Origin of the sequence: Paracoccus aurantiacus (assembly GCF_007993065.1) — a bacterium.
Classification (GTDB): domain Bacteria; phylum Pseudomonadota; class Alphaproteobacteria; order Rhodobacterales; family Rhodobacteraceae; genus Paracoccus; species Paracoccus aurantiacus.
The window spans coordinates 1,113,978-1,134,541 of record NZ_VOPL01000001.1; the positions used below are offsets into that span (position 1 = coordinate 1,113,978).

The 20,564-nt window shown below is 62.7% G+C and carries 19 protein-coding genes; 5 read left to right on the forward strand and 14 right to left on the reverse strand.

The features are described from left to right. Nucleotides 1-4 precede the first annotated feature (4 nt). Complete coding sequence (locus tag FQV27_RS05385; protein WP_147096772.1) at nucleotides 5-301, forward strand: hypothetical protein; 297 nt, start codon at nucleotides 5-7, stop codon at nucleotides 299-301. Here FQV27_RS05385 and recN read toward each other — a convergent pair. From recN to FQV27_RS05430, 9 genes are all read right to left on the reverse strand, one after another. Then, nucleotides 298-1,944: a DNA repair protein RecN gene (gene recN / locus FQV27_RS05390; protein WP_147096773.1), complete on the reverse strand. Its 1,647-nt coding sequence runs from the start codon at nucleotides 1,942-1,944 to the stop codon at nucleotides 298-300. The genes FQV27_RS05385 and recN overlap by 4 nt on opposite strands. 34 nt (nucleotides 1,945-1,978) lie before the next feature. Then, complete coding sequence (locus FQV27_RS05395; protein ID WP_147096774.1) at nucleotides 1,979-2,827, reverse strand: outer membrane protein assembly factor BamD; 849 nt, start codon at nucleotides 2,825-2,827, stop codon at nucleotides 1,979-1,981. A 139-nt stretch (nucleotides 2,828-2,966) separates the two neighbouring features. Further along, on the reverse strand, nucleotides 2,967-3,905 hold the full coding sequence (gene lpxC, locus FQV27_RS05400; protein ID WP_147096775.1) for a UDP-3-O-acyl-N-acetylglucosamine deacetylase: 939 nt from the start codon (nucleotides 3,903-3,905) through the stop codon (nucleotides 2,967-2,969). A 229-nt stretch (nucleotides 3,906-4,134) separates the two neighbouring features. Then, nucleotides 4,135-5,745 (reverse strand): cell division protein FtsZ, encoded by a 1,611-nt coding sequence (ftsZ, locus tag FQV27_RS05405; protein WP_147096776.1) that lies wholly within the window; start codon nucleotides 5,743-5,745, stop codon nucleotides 4,135-4,137. Between the two features lie 226 nt (nucleotides 5,746-5,971). Next, nucleotides 5,972-7,306, reverse strand: a complete 1,335-nt coding sequence (gene ftsA / locus FQV27_RS05410) for a cell division protein FtsA (RefSeq protein ID WP_147096777.1) — start codon at nucleotides 7,304-7,306, stop codon at nucleotides 5,972-5,974. 15 nt (nucleotides 7,307-7,321) lie between these two features. Beyond that, entirely contained in the window at nucleotides 7,322-8,311 is a 990-nt protein-coding gene (locus tag FQV27_RS05415) for a cell division protein FtsQ/DivIB (RefSeq protein ID WP_147096778.1), read from the reverse strand. Further along, the gene (locus FQV27_RS05420) at nucleotides 8,299-9,222 is read right to left on the reverse strand and encodes a D-alanine--D-alanine ligase (protein ID WP_147096779.1); all 924 of its coding nucleotides are present in this window, start codon (nucleotides 9,220-9,222) and stop codon (nucleotides 8,299-8,301) included. Before FQV27_RS05420 ends, FQV27_RS05415 begins: the two co-directional genes overlap by 13 nt. 108 nt (nucleotides 9,223-9,330) lie before the next feature. Beyond that, nucleotides 9,331-10,203, reverse strand: coding sequence for an NAD-dependent epimerase/dehydratase family protein (locus tag FQV27_RS05425; RefSeq protein WP_147096780.1), 873 nt, complete (start codon nucleotides 10,201-10,203; stop codon nucleotides 9,331-9,333). Further along, nucleotides 10,200-11,033: a glycosyltransferase gene (locus tag FQV27_RS05430; RefSeq protein ID WP_147096781.1), complete on the reverse strand. Its 834-nt coding sequence runs from the start codon at nucleotides 11,031-11,033 to the stop codon at nucleotides 10,200-10,202. Before FQV27_RS05430 ends, FQV27_RS05425 begins: the two co-directional genes overlap by 4 nt. Before the next feature lie 93 nt (nucleotides 11,034-11,126). On the opposite strand from FQV27_RS05430, the gene FQV27_RS05435 reads away from it, so the two are divergent. Continuing rightward, entirely contained in the window at nucleotides 11,127-11,786 is a 660-nt protein-coding gene (locus tag FQV27_RS05435) for a MarC family protein (protein ID WP_147096782.1), read from the forward strand. A gap of 28 nt (nucleotides 11,787-11,814) precedes the next feature. On the opposite strand, the gene murB is transcribed toward FQV27_RS05435, so the two are convergent. The 5 genes from murB to ftsW all read right to left on the reverse strand — a co-directional run bounded on the left by murB (nucleotide 11,815) and on the right by ftsW (nucleotide 18,746). After that, complete coding sequence (murB, locus tag FQV27_RS05440) at nucleotides 11,815-12,738, reverse strand: UDP-N-acetylmuramate dehydrogenase (RefSeq protein WP_147096783.1); 924 nt, start codon at nucleotides 12,736-12,738, stop codon at nucleotides 11,815-11,817. 577 nt (nucleotides 12,739-13,315) lie between these two features. Next, entirely contained in the window at nucleotides 13,316-14,395 is a 1,080-nt protein-coding gene (locus FQV27_RS05445) for a hypothetical protein (protein WP_147096784.1), read from the reverse strand. Nucleotides 14,396-15,073: 678 nt separating this feature from the next. Continuing rightward, nucleotides 15,074-16,504, reverse strand: coding sequence for a UDP-N-acetylmuramate--L-alanine ligase (gene murC, locus FQV27_RS05450; RefSeq protein ID WP_147096785.1), 1,431 nt, complete (start codon nucleotides 16,502-16,504; stop codon nucleotides 15,074-15,076). Continuing rightward, complete coding sequence (gene murG, locus FQV27_RS05455; protein WP_147096786.1) at nucleotides 16,501-17,583, reverse strand: undecaprenyldiphospho-muramoylpentapeptide beta-N-acetylglucosaminyltransferase; 1,083 nt, start codon at nucleotides 17,581-17,583, stop codon at nucleotides 16,501-16,503. The genes murC and murG overlap by 4 nt, the downstream gene beginning before the upstream one ends. Next, nucleotides 17,583-18,746, reverse strand: a complete 1,164-nt coding sequence (gene ftsW / locus FQV27_RS05460) for a putative lipid II flippase FtsW (protein WP_147096787.1) — start codon at nucleotides 18,744-18,746, stop codon at nucleotides 17,583-17,585. The genes murG and ftsW overlap by 1 nt, the downstream gene beginning before the upstream one ends. A 177-nt stretch (nucleotides 18,747-18,923) precedes the next feature. On the opposite strand from ftsW, the gene FQV27_RS05465 reads away from it, so the two are divergent. The 3 genes from FQV27_RS05465 to FQV27_RS05475 form a co-directional block, all read left to right on the forward strand. After that, on the forward strand, nucleotides 18,924-19,124 hold the full coding sequence (locus tag FQV27_RS05465; protein ID WP_147096788.1) for a twin transmembrane helix small protein: 201 nt from the start codon (nucleotides 18,924-18,926) through the stop codon (nucleotides 19,122-19,124). Continuing rightward, the gene (locus tag FQV27_RS05470; RefSeq protein WP_147096789.1) at nucleotides 19,124-19,711 is read left to right on the forward strand and encodes a cob(I)yrinic acid a,c-diamide adenosyltransferase; all 588 of its coding nucleotides are present in this window, start codon (nucleotides 19,124-19,126) and stop codon (nucleotides 19,709-19,711) included. The genes FQV27_RS05465 and FQV27_RS05470 overlap by 1 nt, the downstream gene beginning before the upstream one ends. A 106-nt stretch (nucleotides 19,712-19,817) precedes the next feature. After that, a partial coding sequence (locus FQV27_RS05475; protein WP_147096790.1) for an electron transfer flavoprotein subunit beta/FixA family protein occupies nucleotides 19,818-20,564 on the forward strand: 747 nt, incomplete at its 3' end.

A 20,564-nucleotide genomic window follows, 5' to 3' on the forward strand; every position in this document is an offset into this window, starting at 1 on the left:
GAACTTGCTGATCCGCAATTCATTCTTCACTCTTGCTGCCGCTGCGGCATTACTCGGCGCGTCGCTGATCGGCAACGCGACCCTGGGGGATGAACTGCACAAATCTGCGGGCAAGGTGACAGTTGGGGAAGCGGTTGAGGCGGACGAAATCCACCTGATCTCTCATCCGGGTCGCTACGGGCTCGGCCCCGATCTGTCGGGAAGCCGGTATGCGATCGTCTCCGGCATGCTGGTTCGCATCAACCCAAAGACCTTGAAGGTTCAGTCGGTCATCCGCCGTGTCGAAAAGATACTGGATTAGCTGATACCGATCAGCACACGCGCAGCGTCGCGCGCGGCCGGTGTGATCGTCTCGCCTGACAGCATCCGCGCGATCTCGTCCACCCGCTCGTCCTGATTCAGCGCATGGACGCGGCTTGTCGTCATGCCGTCATCCACATCCTTGGCGACACGGAAATGCGTGCTTCCAAGTGCGGCAACCTGCGGAGAGTGTGTGACGACAAGCACCTGTGCGCTCTCGCTCAGCCGGGCAAGGCGGCGTCCGACCGCGTCTGCGGTTGCCCCGCCAACCCCACGGTCTATTTCATCAAAAATCATCGTCACTGCATCATTGCCGCGCGCGAGACTGACTTTCAGCGCAAGAAGAAATCGCGACAGCTCCCCGCCCGAGGCGATTTTGTCAAGCGCCCCGGCAGGCGCGCCGGGATTGGTCGCGACAGTGAAGAAGACATTGTCGCGTCCCTCGGGCCCGGATTCGCCCTCTTCAAGCCGTGTTTCAAAGACCGCGCGCTCCATCTTCAGGGGCGCCAGCTCTGCCGCCATCGCGGTATCAAGCTGCGCAGCCGCGTCGGATCGCAGTGCCGTCGCCGCCTGCGCTAGCGTCTCGTAATTCGCACGGTGCTGGGTCTGCCGCTGTCGCAATTCGACAAGCAATTCCTCGCTTCCGCTGACCTCTTTCCAGCGCGACTGCAGATTTTCGGCAAGATCAGCCAGATCGTCAGGCTGCACGTCATGCTTTCGCGCCAGCGCGCGAAGCCCGAACAGCCGTTCCTCGGTGCGCTCAAGCTCGGACGGGTCGAAATCCATCGCCTCTATCGCTGCCTCTACGCCGCCAAACGCCTCACCGAGTTCGACAAGCGCGCGCGACAAAGCCTCAAGCGGGGCATCGAAGCGCCCCTCGGCCTGATCCGCCGCACCTTCCAGCCAGCGCGTCGCATCCAGCATCGCGCCTTCCGCGCCGCCGGGTCCAAGCGCTGCCAGCGCGCGTGCCACGTCGTCACGGATTCGTTCCGCGCCCTGCATCGCGCGGCGACGGGTATCCAGCGTCGCATCCTCACCCGGCTGAGGGTCAAGCTGCGCCAGTTCCTCCAATGCATGCGACAGGAATTCGGCTTCCTTGCGCTGCGCCTCTTGCGACGCTTCAAGGGCGGCGATCTGGGCTTCGACGGCTCGAAGCTCGCGCCATTGGTTGCGGATCGGGGCAAGGTCAGTCCCGGCAAACGCATCCAGCAACTGCCGATGCCCGCGGGGATTCAGCAGACCACGATCGTCATGCTGCCCATGCAGTTCGACCAATGTTTCCGACAGCGTGCGCAGAACCTCTCCGGACGCGCGGCGGTCATTGATCCACGCGGATTTGCGCCCGTCAGCGCTGTTCACGCGGCGCAGAATCAGTTCGGCCCCTGCTTCAATGCCCGCCTCCTCAAGGATCGCATGTGCCGGGTGCCCGTCAGGCAGGTCGAAAACCGCCACAACCTCACCCTGCGCGGCACCGCTGCGCACCAGTTCAGCGCGTCCGCGCCATCCCAGCACGAAGCCGAGGCAGTCGAGCAATATCGACTTTCCCGCCCCGGTTTCGCCTGTCAGCACATTGAGGCCGGGACCGAAGTCCAGCTTCAGCCGGTCAATCAGCAGAATGTCGCGTATATGGAGTTCGCGCAGCATCGCCCAGCCCCACAGGATGCGCCGAGGCGCATCGTTACAGCCACTTGCCCTGAATAACCTGGCGATAAACGTCCGTCAGCCAGCTTTTGCCCTGCGGCGTAGCGGTCAAACCGCGACCACGAAGCTGGTTATAGGCGTCCTGATAGAAGGGCGAGGACTGGAAGTTATGCCCCAGAATCGCGCCTGCGGTCTGGGCCTCGTCGGTAAGACCAAGCGCCAGATAAGCCTCGACCAGACGCATCAGCGCCTCGGGCGTATGGGTCGTCGTCTGGAATTCTTCCACGACGACACGGAAGCGGTTGATCGCCGCTGCGTAATGACCACGCTTGAGATAGTAGCGCCCGATCTCCATTTCCTTGCCGGCGAGGTGATCGAAAGACAGATCGAACTTCAGGATCGAACTGCGCGCATATTCGCTGTCGGGATATTCTTCGATCACGTCGCGCAGGGCTTGAAGCGCCTGGAAGGTCAGGCCCTGATCGCGCCCGACCTCGTCGATCTGGTCGTAGTAACTGAGAGCCAGCAGATACTTCGCATATGCTGCATCGTCATCGCCCGGATAGGTGTCGATGAAGCGCTGCGCGGCGCCGCGCGCTTCTTCGTATTTCTTGGCCTTGTGATACCCATAGGCCTGCATGATGAGCGCGCGCTTCGCCCATTCCGAATACGGGTAGAGCCGCTCGATCTCCGAGAAATAATAGATCGCAGAATCGGGCTTGCGGCTGTTTTCAAGCTCGTACTCGCCGCGCTTGTAAATCTGTTCTGCGGTGAAGTTATCGACCGGTATGCGATCGCCCGCGCCACCGCGATTGCCACATCCCGTCAAGACAGCGCCCGCGAGAACGACAGCCATCAAAGTTTTGGGCGATACGAAGCGGACCATCGGAACCTGCCTGTAAGAAACTGCACACCAGCGAACGAGTCGGCCCCGCAGCGGCCCGGTCGTCCTAGCACAGAACATCAGGGGGCGCAAAATGGCAATGTGGTGATTTTACCGAGGCTTGCACGCGGTCGCGCAAGCCTCAGGCAACGGCAATCAACGCCCGGGCGTTGACCGGGCCATAGGCGGCAACGCCGGCGCCCGGAAGCCGGCATTCGAGATCACTCTCGCATGTCACCCATTCCCAGGCGTCAGGCTCCGCGAAAAGCGCCCGCAGCACCTTGTTGGTCATCGCGTGACCTGCCCTGTTGCCGGTATAGCGCGCCAGAAGCGGCGCACCGGCAAGCGCGAGGTCGCCCATCGCGTCCAGCATCTTATGGCGCACGGCCTCATCCTTGTGGCGCAGACCGCCCGGCGACAGCACCTTGTCATCGTCAATGACAACGGCGTTCAGATAGGTGCCGCCAAGCGCAAGACCACTGGCGCGCATTGCTTCGACATCGGACTGCCGACAGAAGGTGCGGCTGTCCATCAGCTCGCGCACGAAGGCACCATTAGCCATATCGAGCGACTTTTCCTGACGACCGATCGCCTTGTCGGTAAAGTCGATGTGAAAATCAATCTCCAGATGGTCGGCGGGTTCAAGCCGTGCGACTGCGTCCCCTTCGCGATATTCGACAGGGCGCGTCACGCGGATCGCGCGCAGCGGTGCGTCCTGGATGTCGATCCCCGCGTCGAGGATGCCCGATACGAACTCTGCCGCAGAGCCGTCGAGGATCGGAACCTCGCCCGCGTCGATACGGATAAGCGCGTTCAGGATGCCGGTGCCGGAAAGCGCCGCCATGATATGTTCGATCGTCGACACCCGGATGCCGTTATCGTTTTCGATCAGCGTGCAGAGCTTGGACGGCACAACATTTTTCCACAGTGCCGCGATGCGGTTAGTGCCGACCGGAAGATCGCTGCGCTCGAACACGATGCCATGACCCGCGGGCGCGGGCAGGATCTGCATGCGCACAGCAACGCCGGTGTGAAGTCCGACGCCCCGAAACTCTGTCGCTTTTGCTATGGTTGCCTGCATGGTTCTGCCCGTTTGTTTTTTACGGACCGATTGCTGATCCGCTACATTCAGTTAGGCGCGCAGGCAGATCCACTCAATTAACGTTTTGTGACTCTCTGTAACATATCCCTGCGGGAAAACCCTGCCTTTTCGGTATTTTGCAGGCATAGCCACGAAAAAGGGCCACCTCGCGGCGGCCCTTTGCGACAGTTTGGACACGGGGCCGTGAACGGCCCGCGGCATGTCGTGATCAGTTTGCCTGCCGACGCAGGAAGGCCGGTATCTCGGCATTCGCCGAGGGCGAATCGTCGGCCAGATCGTCAAATTCCGCGTCGAGATTGCCCTGACGCCGGGTCGAGAGGCGTTCGCTGACCCGATCGGCGATAGACGCGGCCGAGGGCTTTTCGCTGTTATGGCCGGCCATCCGTTCGATCATGCGGCCAAGCCCGGCCATACGGCTTTCCGCGCGCGTGGGTGCTTCGGCTTCGGTGCGGCGCGGCGTCGGTGCGGGGCTGCGGCTCGCGGCCCCCGGCTGGGCGGCAGCGGCGCGGCGCATCCGTTCCAGCACATCGGCCGGCGGCGTGCCGCGGGTCGCAGCACCACGCGGCGCGACGAAGTTTTCGGCGCTGTCGCCAAGCGGATCGGCCGGTGCCTGAGCACGCGACGGCTCTTTCGGCTGATAGGCCGGGGACGGCATCGCATCTTCTTCAGGCGTCAGGTCGACATGCTGCGCTGCAGGCGGCGTGGCGCGGCGGGGCGGAACATCGTCGTATTCGGCACGGCTGGCCGCTGGCTGCTGCTCGACCCGCGGCGCAGGGGCTGCGGGGGCCGGCTGCGGCGCGGGCGCAGACGCTTCCACGCGGCGACGCGGTGCCGGAGGGGCAGCTTCCTCGATCGCGGCGTCGATGCCGGTCGCGACGACCGAAACACGGATCGTCCCTTCCATCGAGGGATCGAGCGTCGAGCCGACGATTATGTTCGCATCGCCATCGACCTTGTCGCGGATGATGTTCGCAGCCTCGTCCAGTTCGAACAGGGTCAGGTCGGTGCCGCCGGTGATATTGATCAGAACGCCCTTGGCGCCGTTCAGGCTGATCTCGTCCAGCAGCGGGTTGGCAATCGCCTTCTCTGCGGCCTGCACGGCGCGGTTTTCGCCGGTGGCTTCGCCGGTGCCCATCATCGCCTTGCCCATTTCGTCCATCACGGCGCGGACATCGGCGAAGTCGAGATTGATCAGGCCCGGACGCACCATCAGGTCGGTCACGCCCTTGACGCCCTGATACAGCACGTCATCAGCCATCGCGAAGGCTTCGGTAAAGGTGGTCTTTTCGTTGGCCAGACGGAACAGGTTCTGGTTCGGAATGATAATCAGGGTATCGACATGCTTCTGCAGCTCTGCCACGCCGCTATCGGCCTGACGCATGCGCTTGGTGCCTTCGAACTGGAAGGGCTTGGTCACGACGCCGACCGTGAGGATGCCCATCTGACGGGCGGCCTGCGCGATGATCGGGGCCGCACCGGTGCCGGTGCCGCCGCCCATCCCGGCGGTGATGAAGCACATATGCGCGCCCTGCAGGTGATCGACGATATCTTCGATCGTCTCCTCGGCAGCGCGTGCGCCGACTTCGGGCTTTGCGCCTGCACCCAGACCTTCGGTGACTTTCGGGCCCAGCTGGATGCGGGCTTCCGATGCCGACTGCTTAAGGGCCTGTGCATCGGTGTTGGCGACCACGAACACGCAGCCCTCAAGCTGCTGTTCGATCATGTTGTTGACCGCGTTGCCGCCTGCACCGCCGACACCGAACACGGTGATGCGCGGCTTCAGATCGTCGTCGTCGTTCATCATCAGATTGAGGTTCATGGTTTCCGCCTGTTGTTATGTCACGTCCCGCTCGCCTCGCGCGGGCGGTCGAATCCCCCGGTATTCTTCAAACTGTAACCAAGACCGGGCCTACCGTCACCCGAAAAACAGTGCCGAGACGCAAAATCTTGTGGTTTATCCATAGGCTTCAGGCGGTATCTTGCCGACACCGCTGCATCTAGGGGAGGCGTGCGCCGCCCCTACTACCAATGATTTCAACCGCCTGTCACCAGTTGTTGCGAAACCAGCGATAGGCCCGACGCAAGGATCGCGACGGATAGGTCTCGGCGGGCATCTCGAAATCCCACCATTCGTCCTGCGGGTGCGCCGCAAACAGCGCCAGACCGACCGCCGATGCGAAGTTCGGACCGGTCAGCTGATGCGGCAGACCGTGGATGCGCAGAGGCCGGCCGATTCGGACATTCCGCCCGAGCATCCGCGCCGCCAGCCCGTCCAGACCGGGTATCTGACTGCCACCGCCGGTCAGCACCACCTGCTGGCTGGGCATATGATCGAAGCCGGCCGCATCAAGAATTGCCGCGACTTCTTCAAGAATTTCTTCGACACGCGGGCGCATGATGCCGATCAGATCGGCGCGGCTGACGGTGCGGCGGTCAGTTTCCCAGTCGCCGGTTTCGCCGCCAAGCTCGATCAGGTCGCGGTCGTCGCGGCCCGTCGCCTCGACCCCGCCATTCAGCGTCTTCAGGCGTTCGGCAACCGCCATCGGGACTTTCAACCCCTTGGCCACATCCTGCGTGACCAGATCACCGCCCATCGGCACGGCGTCGGCAAAGATCATATGCTTTCGCACGAAGATCGACACGCCGGTCGCACCGCCGCCCATGTCGATGCAGGCCGCACCCAGTTCCTGCTCGTCCTCGACCAGCGACGAAAGCGCCGACATGTAGGAGCCGGAGGCAACACCCGCCAGTTCCATGTCGCAGCGCCGGATCACATGGATCAGGTTGTCGATCGCGTCGCCGTCCACCGTCAACACATGCATGTCGCAGCCAAGCGCCTGCCCCGAATGCTCGCGCGGGTCCATCAGGCCAGAGCGGCCATCGACCATGAAATTCACCGGCTGGGCATGCAGCACCTGCCGTCCGCGCCCGAAATCCGGCACCTCGCACGACCCGAGCACCTGCGCGATGTCGCCCTGCCCGACCGACCCGTTCTTCAACGCGATTTCACCAGCCAGCCCGTAAGAGGCCGGCCGCGCGCCCGAAATGCAGGCAATGGCATGATCGACGCGCACCCCTGCCAGCTTCTGCGCGGCCTGCACGGCGGTGCGGATGGCGCGTTCGGTTTCGGCCATGGTTTCTATCTCGCCGAAGCGGACGCCGCGCGACCGCGTCGTCGCCGCGCCGATCACGCGGAAATTGGATTGCCCGGCCATCGGGCCGACACCATCGGTTTCGCGATAGATGCCGGGTCCGTCAAATTGCAGCACGAAACATGCCACTTTCGAACTGCCGATATCCAGCACCGCCACCACGCCGCGCTGCAGGGCGGCTTGGCGCATGTTCCGCATCGCGCGCTGCTGCTGATAAATATCCCTCATCGCCCGTCCTCGCCCTCAGCTTTTCTTGTCTTTTTGTTTTGGCAGTTCGCGCCCGTCCGCTCCCAGCAGAGGCTGGCCGCGAGCGGCGCGGATCTCGTTCTGGGCACCCAGCCCGATCCGCGCGACCGGCCGGCTGCCATCGCGCAGATCCACGACCGAGATGTCGCGGGCCAGCATGTCCTCGGCCTGATCCAGAACGATCAGCCGCTCCAGCGCGGCAACGGGGCTATTGGCGGGAAGCTGGATACGCTGCCCGCGATCAAGCACCATGTCCCAGCGGCGCTCTCCGACGCGCTGCAAACCGCGCATGCGTGGCAGAAGCGGTCCGCTGGCCGCGAAAATGCGGATTGCTTCGCGCGCGACCTTGTCGGCACCTTCGCCCGCAATAAGCGGCAGCCCCGGCCGGACCGAGCGCTCCGTGACAGAGGCGACGCGGTGGCCGGTTTCATCCAGTTGCTCGATGCCGCGGGCATGGCGCCACAACAAAACTGGCTGACGTTCCACCACCTTGGCGGCAAGCACCCCATCGGGCTTGATGCGCAGTTCCACATCGCGGACAGCGTCCAGCATGAGTATGTCGCTGCGCAGCTGGTCGAGGTTGATATCGAAGCTGGAGGCCGGCAGGTCCACCGGCAACATCATCCGAAGCGCCTTGTCGACCGGCGCAGAGGCACCGTCGATGGTCATGACCTTGACCATGAACTGATCGCGATTCTGGACCGCTTCGACCATGCCCGTCAGCCCGCCCGACAGGCTGGCGCGGCGATCCTCGTCTGACAGCCAGAGAAGCGTCGTGAACGCGATCAGAAATGCGGGAATGCCGATCCGCGTCAGGCGGCGGAAATAGGGCGTCAGCCACATCCTGTGCAGGCGGTAGGCAAAGCGTGACGGGGCCGGATCCCGTTTCGGCTTATGCGCGGGTTGCTGCGGGCGCGGCCAGCCCTTCCGGGGCGGTGTCGGCTGGGGCGAAAAGCCGGGCCGGCGATCATGATCTATGCCCTGCATAGCGCGTCCTCGATCAGCCATGCGCAAAGCGCGGGAAAATCCATGCCGACCGCTGCTGCCTGTTCAGGTGCAAGCGATGTCGGGGTCATGCCGGGCTGAGTGTTGGTTTCCAGAAGGAAAAGACCGGCAAGGCCGCGCGCCTCGTCCCAGCGAAAATCGGTGCGGCTCATCCCCGAGCAGCCAAGCGCCTGATGCGCGCGCAGCGCATAGTCAAGACAGGCAGCGGCGACGTCGTCGGGGATGTCAGCGGGGATCACGTGGCGCGAGCCGCCCGCCTTGTACTTGGCATCATAGTCATACCAGCCATCCGTCACGATATCAGTGACGCCGAGGGCACGGTCGCCCAGCACGGCAACGGTCAGTTCGCGCCCCGGCACATAGGTTTCGACCATGACCTCCGAGGGCATCTTGTCGTCGATTTGCGGCGGGCCGTTCGCGCCATCATGGACAATATATATACCGACGCTGGACCCCTCCGCGTTCGGCTTGACAACATAGGGCGGCGGCAGCGCGTGGGATTTGCGCGCGATCTCGGTCGGCACGATGATGCTGTCGACGACGGGCAGGCCTGCATTGCGATAGACCTGCTTCGACCGCGTCTTGTCCATCGCCAGCGCAGAGGCCAGCACACCGGAATGCGTATAGGGTATGCACAGCCATTCAAGGACACCCTGAACGCAGCCATCTTCGCCCCAGCGGCCATGCAGTGCATTGAATACGACATCGGGCGCGACTTCGGCCAATCGCGCGGGCAGATCTTGCCCCGCGTCAATCTCGACTACCTCATAGCCCGCCTGCCGCAGCGCTTTTGCGCATTCCGCCCCCGAGGACAAGGACACCTCACGCTCTGCCGAGGGGCCGCCCAAGAGGACTGCGACTTTCGGGGCTGTCCTGCTCGACTCGCCCGCCACTTTCGCCTTTCCGCCCGGTTGATATCCGGGTGCCGTTCTGCCGCCCGTTTGTTCCGGGTCGTGCTTGTGATGCGATTCTAGCGAAGCAAATCCAATCAGAAAAGGGGCTTATGCATCCTTGGGCGAAATTCCGGCCTGTCGCGCCATTTCACGAAGCGTCGGTCGCAGAAGTTCCATCGAACCCCGCCGCCAGCCGAGCGCCTTCAGCTTGCCGACATCCATCTGGCTGACACTGCCTGCTTCGGCGCGCTCAGGTATGGGACCATTCACCCCGGTCACATCGCCCCAGCCTTGCAGAAGATCGTGCCGGTCCAGCATGATATCCGATACATTGAAAACGCCCTGCGCGCCGTTCAGGCCGATCCTCACCGCCTGCGCAAGCGATTGCCCGTGAACCTCCGTACCAATTCGCGGCGTGGTCGCCTCTCCTGAGGCATATTTCTCGAACAATCGGACCCATTTATGCCTTTGCCCCGGACCCGGCGCCCCATAAACGCCCGTTGCACGCAGGATCGTGGCAGGCTGCCCCGACGCCAGCAGCGCATCTTCAGCCTTCAGCTTTGCCTGACCGTAAAGCGTTTCCGGCACGCAGGTCATATCCTCGGTAAGTGGCCCCGGCTGCGGACCATAAACCGCGCGCGAGGACAGAAAGACGACCCGCGCGCCAGCCCTAGCCGCCGCTTCGAACAGGCGCAAAGAGCCATCAAGGTTCCGGCGCAGGAAGCGCTGCGGATCGTTGCCCTCGCCACCCCTGTAGCGGTCGGGTATATGATCGAATGCAGCGTGAATTACCGCATCAAACGCATTGATTTCCAGATATTCTTTTTCGAGATCGTAGGGGATGTATTCGACCGGACCGTTGAAAAACCCCGGCTTCGGCGGGGTGCGGGTCATCACCGTGACTTCATCGCCCTCACCAATGGCTTCATTGACGATGAAGCGCCCGACAAGACCGGTTCCCCCGGTTACCGCGATTTTCATGCCGGATCGGGCAGACTGGCGGGATCAAGCCGCGCGCCCTGCCCGGCAAAACCGCGCCAAAGATTGATCAGCGGCCTAAGACGGTCGGCTTTATCGTGATCATGCCAGGGCTTTTCATACTGGAAGTGCAGAATATGGATCTGCTGCCACCGCCACAGATCCGGCATGTTGAACCAGACATATTGCAGCATGTTGAAAAAGACCGGCAGCCCGTGCCAGTCGGGAAAGAAGCTTTCGAGAAAGGTCTGATCCGTGCGCCGCCAGAAGATGCCGGGCTGATCAAGCCGGTCGATCATGGCCGCAAACGTTGCCTCGGACGGGCGCGCTGTAAACACGCCCGAATTCAGCCGGTGAAAATCGCCAAGGCTTTCATAGACATTAGGTGCCGCGCAGAATTCGGGATAGCCGAAAAGTTTATCGCTGTTTTTCAGCATGATCGCGTCGGCATCAATGAACACGACCGCATCATATTCTGTCAGCTGCCACAGCCGCAGCTTAACGAAATTGTCGAGCGGTGTGTGGAAGGGCGGCTTTGTTCCCTTGGTGAAAGCAGCCCGCGCGTGCAGGGCGTCACGGGCATGCGCCGCATTGAATTCGGGCGATGTATCAAGAAGATCGGTGCCGATCAGGCGCGCGCCCGCCTCTCGCAGCGGTGTCAGATGCTGGTCGGGAACCGCAGTATGCAACACGACGCAATCGGCAACGGTCCCGTTCGCACGGATCGAGTTCACCAGCGCCAGCGCGCCAAGCGCGTAATCGGCATTCGTCGCGAGTGTGACATAGGCGAAACGGCTTTTGGCGGCGCGTTCGGCACGCAACCCATCGGACATGTGATCACCCCTTTATCGTCGCCTCTTGCGATACGTCACGGCGGGTTGATACATCAAGGTCATATCTGACACCTTCCCCGACAAAGGAACCGAATGGACATCAGCGCAGTGTTTCGCGAGTTCATCACATTGTTCGTCGTGATTGATCCGATCGGGTCTGTTCCGGTCTTTCTGTTCGCAACCAAATATGTTCCGCGCGCGCTGCATCGACGCTTCGCGATACGGGCAGTCTCTGTTGCCACGGCAGTGCTGATCGGCTTCCTGTTTTTCGGGCAGTTCGTGCTGGAGGCGATGGGCCTTCGGCTCGGCTCGTTTCAGATCGCGGGCGGCATCGTGCTGTTCATTTTCGCGATGACCATGATCTTCGGAGATTCCAAACCGCAGCGAGAGATCGAGGAGGCCGAGCGCGACCACCTGGAGGGTGCGGTCTTTCCGCTGGCGATCCCCTCCATCGCCTCGCCCGGTGCGATGCTGGGTGTCGTGGTGCTGACCGACAATCACCAGAACTCGATGGCGGATCAGCTTGTCACGGCGGGCGCGCTGCTTGTCGTGCTTGCCATCACGCTCGGTCTGCTTCTGGCGGCGACGAAGGTTTACAAATATATCGGCACGACCGGCGCGAATATCATCAGCCGCGTCATGGGGATGCTGCTCGCGGCGGTCGCGGTCGATGCGATCCTTGGCGGAATGGACATGATGGGGCTGGCAACCGTTGTCGGCGGCGCCGGAGAGATGCTGTCAGGCGCCAAATAGCGCGGCTTTGTAGCACTGCTCTGCAGGTTCAGGCCGGATCGCCGATCCGGATCACTTCCCATTGCAGCTCATGGCCCGACGTCTCGCGCACGCGGCCGCGCACGAACTCTCCAAGCTCCTCCAGCTGGGCGGCGGTCGCACCGTCTGCGTTCAGAAGGAAATTCGGATGCTTCTCGGACATTTGCGCACCGCCAAGCCGATGACCGCGAAGGCCGGCATTCTCGATCAGCTTCCACGCCTTCGCCTCGTGTGTGTCATCGGCGCGCCCGGTCGAACTGAAGCCGGCGGGATTGCGGAAGGTCGATCCGGCGCTGCGTTCCCGTGTCGGCTGCGAGGCATCGCGCATGGCAAGCTGGTTTTCCATCTTCGCATGCAGAAGCTCTGCATCGCCTGCCGAGGCACGCAGCCGTGCTGAAATCAGCACCGACCCATCGGGCAATTCGCTGTGGCGATAGGCGAATTTCAGGTCGTCGGGGCCGAGCGTCACGAAGGTCCCGTCGCGGGAAATTGCCGTCGCATCAATCAGATGGTCGGCAATATATGACCCATAGCAGCCCGCATTCATCCTTACCGCACCACCGATACTGCCAGGGATCGTGCGCAGGAAGGTCAGGTCGCGACCGGCATCGGCGGCCTTGCGCGCCACATGCGCGCCAAGCGCCGCAGCACCCGCCGTCACGATATCCCCATCAACCCCGATCCCGTTGAAGCCGCGGCCAAGACGGATCACGACACCGCGTATCCCGCCGTCGCGCACGATCAGATTGGACCCGACACCCATCGGAAAGACCGCAATTGCCGGGTCGAGCGCCCCGAGAAACGCTGAGAGGTCATCGGCGTCAGCAGGCTGAAACAGCCAGTCGGCAGGGCCGCCGACACGCAGCCAGGTGAGGCTGTCGAGGGGGCGGTTCGGGGTCAATGCGCCGCGCGGCGTGGGAAGGTCGATGCTCATGCCCCAAGCTGGTATCCAGACACGCTACGGGCGTCAATATCTGCGCAACAGCAGCGGGCGCAGGGTGTTGCGGCGAACCGGCGCGCGGGCCACGTTTCGCCTGCAAATGCTGGGTTTTGGCTGTAATAATGCGTCTATAACCCGTCCATAACGCGTCTATTATCCGTATATACAGCCGCAGCCCCCCGGTTGCGCCCGTGCTGGCGATGCCCCGCTCGACGCGGAGGGCCGTTCCCGCGTGCATCTGACGGCCAGCGTCCGGCCGCGGGTGGACGCCGCCGGCGTCTGAGCGGCATCCCCTTGTCGCGCTGCCACGTGAAAGGCCCGTTTGGCGCGGAGCGGAGCAAAAACGTCCGCCCCTGGGGGCGGTCGGACGCTGGCCCGGCGGGGCTGACGTCCCTTGTTCCGGGCTGGGGCTGTCGGGTCTATCCGGTGGTTTTTTGTGTGTGCGCGCGAGGTGGGCATGCAAAAGCTGCTGTTCATGGAATGCGCTGTAGGTAACTGCGAAGTGTCTATGTTGACCGATGCTGCGACTCGCGCGGGAAATCGCGAAGCAAGGGCAGCGGACACTTCTGGATCAGTCTTCGAAGAGGTCCAGATCGACTTTGGAGAGTAGCCATCCAAACGGGAAGTGCTGATCCGCTAAGCATTGTTCGCAGTATAGTCGCTCTCCTATGAATAGGCGCGGAGCATTGACTTTCTTGATCCGAAGCTGAGCTTCGCACAATCGACACTGCATAAATTCGGCAAAGTTCGAATTAACAAAATTCGTCATCCGAGAGCGGCCCTTCGTAAAGAGGGCTTCATATGCTCCAACAGACGTGAATAACATCCAATTCTGATATTTCTTGCTGGCTTTTCCCATTCGCCGATACAGTTCAATCTGCATTATGTGGAGAACGAGAATAAGCATTGCGAGTTGGGCATATGTCCCACCAGCATAGATGTCGTCATCCTCAGGATTTTTGAAGATAAAGTTCAGATTGTAGTCTTCGGTCTGATTTCTTCGAAACTCTGTCACTAGATGGGTCGCCTTGTCGAAAAGACCCGCGAAGCCTTGGTCGTTATGATAATTGAAAACTGCGTCATACACTTTGTCAGGATTTGTGAAGCTGCACCCCCGACTCAACTTCATCGCCGCTTCGAGTAGAGCTTTGATCCCTGCTTCATCCAAGTTTCTTCGACTGAGCAGGTTCTTCGCGTCTGCCTTCAGTCTATCGAAGAATGCTCCTTCGTCCGCGCACATCTGGGCGACTATCAACATGCCTTCTTTCAGGGGCTTGCGAAGGAGCGAGAAGGCGACGGTAAATTTTCGCTTTTCTAACGCCCGAAGGGCTTCATAGATGAAGTGGAGCATGTCGGAAAAGAGCGCATTACAAACGTGATTTACGACCGCTCGCCTTTCCAACTCCCCGCGTCCTGACTTATCCAGAAAATCCAGAATGTGGATGCCGCTTGCCAACAGGCGGCGATCATCTTCGGAACCGGTCTCAAATCGAATATGCCCAGCCTTTTGAATTTCCATTTGCACAAGCAACGCCGCCATGAGGTCGTGCAAGTGAAAGCAAAACTCATGCTCCGCCCAGTGCTTTTCCGGGATGTTTTGGAGTCGGTCCGGGTCTATCAATCCGATTGTATTCAAGTTATCGCTCTCCAAACCACCATGCTCTTATGAAGTTCTGTCTATTCGCTGTTTTAGCTTTGGTCGAGACTTCCGCATCCTGCCAGAGGTGTTTCCCGCGGCGGGTGCGAAGCGCGCGAACCGGGCTTTGGGTGCCGGGAATCAAACGGCAGTAATGTCACGCCATCGCGCAGTCCATTTGCAGCGCGGCGTAGGTCGGCAACAAAGCCGCAAATCCGATCCGCGACAAGGCTGATTTCCGCCTCGGCAATGCGTTGAAGCGCAGCCTATGCGGTGTGGCTCGGCCGGGTGTCGGGGGTGACGTGGGGGTCAGTGGAGGCCTCCGGGTCCGTAGGGCTCGCCGGTTTCTTCCAGCAGGCTGAGGGTGATGGCGCAGGCGAGGAGCAGGTAGAAGAGCGCGGCCTCGGGCAGCAGGCGACGGGGCCGGGCGGGTGACGGCGGCCCGAGCGCCGCGCGAGGCCGGCGCCGATGCCTATGGAGAGCACCCCGACGAGTAGCAGCACGCCCATGCCAAGGCCGATGATGCCGGCCAGAAATCCGCCTTGCGCCGTCTTCATCCGGCTGACCGGATGACAGGCCCCCGCCGCCGTCAGCGCCGTGGCACGCATAATCAGAACATGGCGGGAACGGCCCCAGCCTATGCGCGCATAACCGAGCCAGCAGCGGCAGGACGGGCGTGTGCCGCCCGGCCGATCACGCCGCCTTTTCGGTCAGCCGTTCCGGCAGCGCGTTGGCCCAAGCCGAGATCGTGCCGGCGCCGAGGCAGACGACCATGTCGCCGGGGCGGGCCTGTTCGCGGACGAGGCGGGCGAGGTCCTCTTCGCTGACCACGGCGCGGGCGTGGCGGTGGCCGTGGGCGATGAGGCCCGCGACCAGATCGTCGCGCGAGGCGCCGGGAATGGGGTCTTCACCTGCGGAATAGACATCGGCGATGCCGACGACATCGGCCTCGTTGAAGCAGGCGCAGAAATCCTCGAACAGGTTCGACAGGCGCGAATAGCGATGCGGCTGATGGACGGCGATGACGCGGCCCTTGGTGGCCTGACGCGCGGCCTTCAGGACGGCGGCGATTTCGACCGGGTGATGGCCGTAATCGTCGATGATGGTGACGCCGTTCACCTCTCCCACGCGGGTAAACCTGCGGCCGACGCCGCCGAATTTCGCCAGCGCCTCGCGGATTTCGCTGCGCTTCATGCCCAGATGGCGGGCCACGGCGACGGCGGCCAGAGCGTTCGAGACGTTGTGATCGCCGGGCATGGGAAGGGTGCAGCCTTCGATCACCGGCACTTCGCCGTCCTCGGAGAGATCTCCCTCGCCCTGCAGGGCCACGTCGAAATGCGCGATGCCGTTTTCATAGCGCAGGTTGATCGCGCGGATATCGGCCTGCGCATTGAAGCCGAAGGTCGCGACGCGGCGGTCGTTCAGCTTGCCGACAAGGGCCTGCACCTCGGCATGGTCGGTGCAGCAGACCACCAGACCGTAGAAGGGAACCGAGGATGCGAAGTTGTAGAAACCCTCGCGCAGTTTGTCGAAATCGCCCCAATGCTCCATATGCTCGGGGTCGATATTGGTGATGACGGCGATGGTCGCGGGCAGGCGGTTGAAGCTGCCATCGCTTTCATCGGCCTCGACCACCATCCATTCGCCGGCACCCGCCCGCGCGTTGGACCCATAGGCGTGGATCACCCCGCCATTGATGACAGTGGGGTCGAAATTGCCGTGATCCAGCAGCGTCGCCACCATCGTCGTCGTCGTGGTCTTGCCATGCGTGCCAGCAATGGCGACATTGGATTTCAGGCGCATCAGTTCGGCCAGCATCTCGGCCCGGCGGACGATGGGCAGACCGCGGCGACGGGCTTCTTCCAGTTCGGGATTGCCCTTCTTGATCGCCGTGGAAATCACCACGACCCCCGCCTCGCCGATGTTTTCCGCCCGCTGGCCTTCGAAGATCCGTGCGCCGAGGCTTTCCAGCCGGTCGGTGATCTTCGAGCGTTTCGCGTCCGAGCCCTGCACGTCATAGCCAAGCGTCATCAGCACTTCGGCAATGCCCGACATGCCGATGCCGCCGATGCCGATGAAGTGGATCGGGCCAAGCTCTCCGGGCAGTTTCGTCGCGGCATTCATGCGGCTATCTCCGTTACGATTTCGTACAGGCGTTGGGCGGCGTCGGGACGGCCAAGCGCCAATGCGGCAGCGGCCATGCCCGCCGCGCGGTCGGGGTCGGTCAAGATTGCGAGCATGTCGCGCGCAAGCGTTTCGGGGTCAAGTATACTTTCAGGCAGCATCAAGGCAGCCCCCGCATCGGCAAGGGGCCGCGCATTGGCGGTCTGGTGATCGCCGGTTGCCGCTGCAAAGGGGATCAGGATGGCGGGCCGGCCGATGGTGGTGATGTCGGCGACGGATGACGCCCCGGCGCGGCTGATGACCAGATGGCACGCGGCCAGACGTTCGGGAACGTCGGTAAAGAACGGCTCGACCGTGGCGCTGATCCCGGCATCGGCATAGGCGGCCGCGACGCGGTCGTGATCCTCGGCGCGGGCCTGATGGGCGACGTCCAGCCGGGCGCGAATATCGTCCGGAAGCGCAGCGACGGCGGCAGGGACCACGTCCGACAGAACGCGCGCGCCCTGACTGCCGCCGATCACCAGCAGGTTCAGCCGTTCCTCGCCGGGCCGCGCATAGGGCGCGCCGGCCTGATCGAGCACCGCCTGACGGACCGGGTTGCCGGTATGATCACCTTCCACGCCCGATGGCAGCCGGGTCGGCCAGGTGCCGCAGGCGACTTTCTGCACGCGCTTGGCGAAGGCACCATTCACGCGCCCCATGACGCCGTTCTGTTCGTGGATCATGCGCGGAATACCCATGGTCAGCGCCGCCGACATTGCCGGAATTGTCGGATAGCCGCCGAAGCCCACGACGACATCGGGACGTTCCTTGCCGAACGCGCGACGCGCGGCCATGACGCCCGAGGCGATCTTGAAGGGCGCTGATATTTTCCCCGCAATACCGCCCCGCGCCGTGGTGGCAGAAGGCACGACTTCGCGGGTCACGTCTGGCGGAAAGTTGCCAGCATAGCGCGCCCCACGATCATCGGTCGAAAGCTTCACCCGCCAGCCATTGGCCAGCAGAACCTCGGCCAAAGCCTGTGCAGGAAACATATGCCCGCCGGTGCCGCCGGCGGCAATCAGCGCGTATTTCGGCATCAGCGTCCCCGCCCGATCAGGTCGGACATCTCGCCCTGCGGACGGTGGCGGGTCAGCGCAAGCAGCATTCCCAGTGCAATCCCCGATGCGATCACGGACGAGCCGCCATAGCTGACGAAAGGCAGCGTCATCCCCTTCGCGGGCAGCAGGCGCACGGCCACGCCCATATTGATCAGCGCCTGCACACCGAAGGCGCAGGCAAGCCCGGTCCCGGCGATCCGCGCAAACGGGTCACGTTCGCGCAGCAGCCGCATCAGAGAACGAAAGACGATGGTCGCGTAAAGCGCGATGATGACCAGCACCATGACAAGGCCATATTCCTCGGCCGCGACGGCGATGATGAAGTCGGTATGCGCATCGGGCAGCGACCATTTGACGGTGCCTTCGCCCACGCCGACACCGAAGAAGCCACCCTCCTGAATGGCGTTGGTCGCATAGCCGATCTGGGTGCGGGGATCGACCTCCGCCGCCAGAAAGCCGTCGATGCGGCGGGCAAAGTGTTCGGACGCGCCATAGGCCATGAACCCGCCGACAACAGTCATGCCCGCGACGCCCGCCAGCAGCCACATCGGGGCACCTGCAACGAAGAACATCACGCACCACGAAAACAGCACCAGCGACGCCTGACCGAAATCGGGCTGACCGACCAGCATCAGGACGACCGCCACGGCGATCCCGAAACTGATGATCTTGCCGGGTGGGCCGCCGACTTCCTGACTGGCCGCCATGCACCACGCAGCCGCCGCGATAAAGCAAGGCTTAAGGAATTCGGACGGCTGAACGGAAGCGAAGCCAAGGCTGAGCCAGCGCGTCGCACCCTTGCCGAAATCGGTCCCGATCACAGGCAGGGCCGCGACAACCGCGACAGAGATGAAGAAGCCGAGCACGCCAATCCGGCGGATCTGACGCGGCTCCAGCAAGGAGATCACGAACATCACGCCAAGACCCATCGTGCCGAACACGGCCTGACGGGTGACGTAATAGAAAGGTGGAAGATTGTTCTTCTCGGCCAGCGGCACCGAGGCCGCCAATCCCAGCAAAAGCCCGATCGCGAACAGGCAAAGAACCGCGAACAGCGACCATCGGTCGACCGTGCGCCACCACTTGGGAAGAATCGGATCGCCTGCCCGAAGGGGCGTCGCGCCAAAGACCATCTCGGTCATGGAAATACCGCCGTCACTGCCTGTACCTGATGCCCGGTTATCCGGGTCTGAGGGTCAGCATAGCGCGATTGTTGCCGTCGCGCTACAGGTGATTCGCACCTTTGCGCGACGGATTGCCCACTGGACCCGCCCGCCACGGCGCTGCTAGTGTAACGGCCTTGACGGAAAGGCCCTGATATGACGCACGACCCCCTTTTCATCGTCATCATCCTCGCGCTGTTCGCGGTCGTCACGGTGCTGGCCGTTGGGATCGGCGGCTTCGGCATGGGCGGAGAGTTCAACGCAAAGCACGGCAACCGCATGATGCGCTGGCGGATCATCGCGCAGGCCGTCGCAATCTTGCTGATCCTGCTTTTCTTCGCCGTCCGGGGCAGTTGATGGTCGTTCTGAACCGTATCTATACCCGCACGGGCGATGGTGGGGATACCGCGCTGTCGGATGGCGCGCGCGTGGCCAAGCATGACCCGCGGGTCGAGGCTTACGGCACGGTTGACGAGTTGAACGCGACGCTCGGACTGGTTCGCCTGCATGCAGACGCCCGGATCGCCGCGCAGATTGCGATGATCCAGAACGAATTGTTCGATCTGGGCGCCGATCTTTCCCGGCCCGATATGGCGGGCGACGATGCAGCCCCCTACCCCGTGCTCAGGATCGTCCAGTCACAGGTGGACCGGCTGGAGGCAGAGATCGACAGCATGAATGCAAAGCTTGATCCGCTGCGCAGCTTCATCCTGCCGGGTGGCACGGCGCTTGCAGCTCATCTGCATCTGGCCCGCACCGTCGCCCGCCGGGCCGAACGCCGCGCGACCGCGCTTGCCGCCGCAACCGGCGACGCAAATCCGGCAGCGCTGCGCTATCTGAACCGGCTGTCGGACTGGCTGTTCGTGGCGTCACGGATTGCAAATCTGGACGAGGGCGGCGACATTCTGTGGCAGCCGGGTGCCAGCCGCGACGCCGCAAGTTGACCTTCCCGTCAACGCTGCGTCACGGGATTTTTTCCTGTCCACGCGCGGATGGTGCAGCTATCAATTGCGACGAATTGCTTGAAGCAACGAAAGGGAGAGAGCAGCGATGAAGGTTCTCGTGCCGGTAAAACGGGTGATTGACTATAACGTCAAGGCGAAGGTGAAGTCTGACGGTTCTGGTGTCGATCTTGCGAATGTGAAGATGTCGATGAACCCCTTTGACGAGATTGCCGTCGAAGAGGCGATCCGGCTGAAGGAAGCGGGCAAGGCCGAGGAGGTCGTGGTGGTTTCCATCGGCGTGAAGCAGGCGGCGGAGACGCTGCGCACGGCGCTCGCGATGGGGGCGGACCGGGCGATTCTGGTCGTGGCCGCCGACGATGTGCACACCGATATCGAACCGCTGGCCGTCGCCAAGATCCTGAAAGCCGTGATTGACGAAGAACAGCCGAAGCTGGTCATCGCCGGCAAGCAGGCCATCGACAACGACATGAATGCGACCGGCCAGATGCTGGCGGCGCTGCTCGGCTGGGGTCAGGCGACCTTTGCCAGCAAGGTGGAAATCGAGGGCGAGGCCGCCAAGGTCACGCGCGAAGTCGATGGCGGTCTGCAGACGATTCAGGTCAAGCTGCCTGCCATCGTCACCGCCGACCTGCGCCTGAACGAGCCGCGCTATGCCTCGCTGCCCAACATCATGAAGGCGAAGAAGAAGCCTTTGGATGAGAAGACGGCGGCGGATTACGGCGTCGATGTCAGCCCGCGGCTGGAAATCGTCTCGGTCAAGGAACCGGAAGGGCGCAAGGCCGGGATCATCGTCGGCTCGGTCGACGAACTTGTGTCGAAACTGAAAGAAGCG

What these genes read in the sequence shown, in the direction of transcription:
- recN (WP_147096773.1), bottom strand. Translation starts at nt 1,944, where the DNA reads ATGCTGCGCGAACTCCATATACGCGACATTCTGCTGATTGACCGGCTG.
- FQV27_RS05395 (WP_147096774.1), bottom strand. Translation starts at nt 2,827, where the DNA reads ATGGTCCGCTTCGTATCGCCCAAAACTTTGATGGCTGTCGTTCTCGCG.
- lpxC (WP_147096775.1), bottom strand. Translation starts at nt 3,905, where the DNA reads ATGCAGGCAACCATAGCAAAAGCGACAGAGTTTCGGGGCGTCGGACTT.
- ftsZ (WP_147096776.1), bottom strand. Translation starts at nt 5,745, where the DNA reads ATGAACCTCAATCTGATGATGAACGACGACGACGATCTGAAGCCGCGC.
- ftsA (WP_147096777.1), bottom strand. Translation starts at nt 7,306, where the DNA reads ATGAGGGATATTTATCAGCAGCAGCGCGCGATGCGGAACATGCGCCAA.
- FQV27_RS05415 (WP_147096778.1), bottom strand. Translation starts at nt 8,311, where the DNA reads ATGCAGGGCATAGATCATGATCGCCGGCCCGGCTTTTCGCCCCAGCCG.
- FQV27_RS05425 (WP_147096780.1), bottom strand. Translation starts at nt 10,203, where the DNA reads ATGAAAATCGCGGTAACCGGGGGAACCGGTCTTGTCGGGCGCTTCATC.
- FQV27_RS05430 (WP_147096781.1), bottom strand. Translation starts at nt 11,033, where the DNA reads ATGTCCGATGGGTTGCGTGCCGAACGCGCCGCCAAAAGCCGTTTCGCC.
- FQV27_RS05435 (WP_147096782.1), top strand. Translation starts at nt 11,127, where the DNA reads ATGGACATCAGCGCAGTGTTTCGCGAGTTCATCACATTGTTCGTCGTG.
- murB (WP_147096783.1), bottom strand. Translation starts at nt 12,738, where the DNA reads ATGAGCATCGACCTTCCCACGCCGCGCGGCGCATTGACCCCGAACCGC.
- murC (WP_147096785.1), bottom strand. Translation starts at nt 16,504, where the DNA reads ATGAATGCCGCGACGAAACTGCCCGGAGAGCTTGGCCCGATCCACTTC.
- murG (WP_147096786.1), bottom strand. Translation starts at nt 17,583, where the DNA reads ATGCCGAAATACGCGCTGATTGCCGCCGGCGGCACCGGCGGGCATATG.
- ftsW (WP_147096787.1), bottom strand. Translation starts at nt 18,746, where the DNA reads ATGACCGAGATGGTCTTTGGCGCGACGCCCCTTCGGGCAGGCGATCCG.
- FQV27_RS05465 (WP_147096788.1), top strand. Translation starts at nt 18,924, where the DNA reads ATGACGCACGACCCCCTTTTCATCGTCATCATCCTCGCGCTGTTCGCG.
- FQV27_RS05470 (WP_147096789.1), top strand. Translation starts at nt 19,124, where the DNA reads ATGGTCGTTCTGAACCGTATCTATACCCGCACGGGCGATGGTGGGGAT.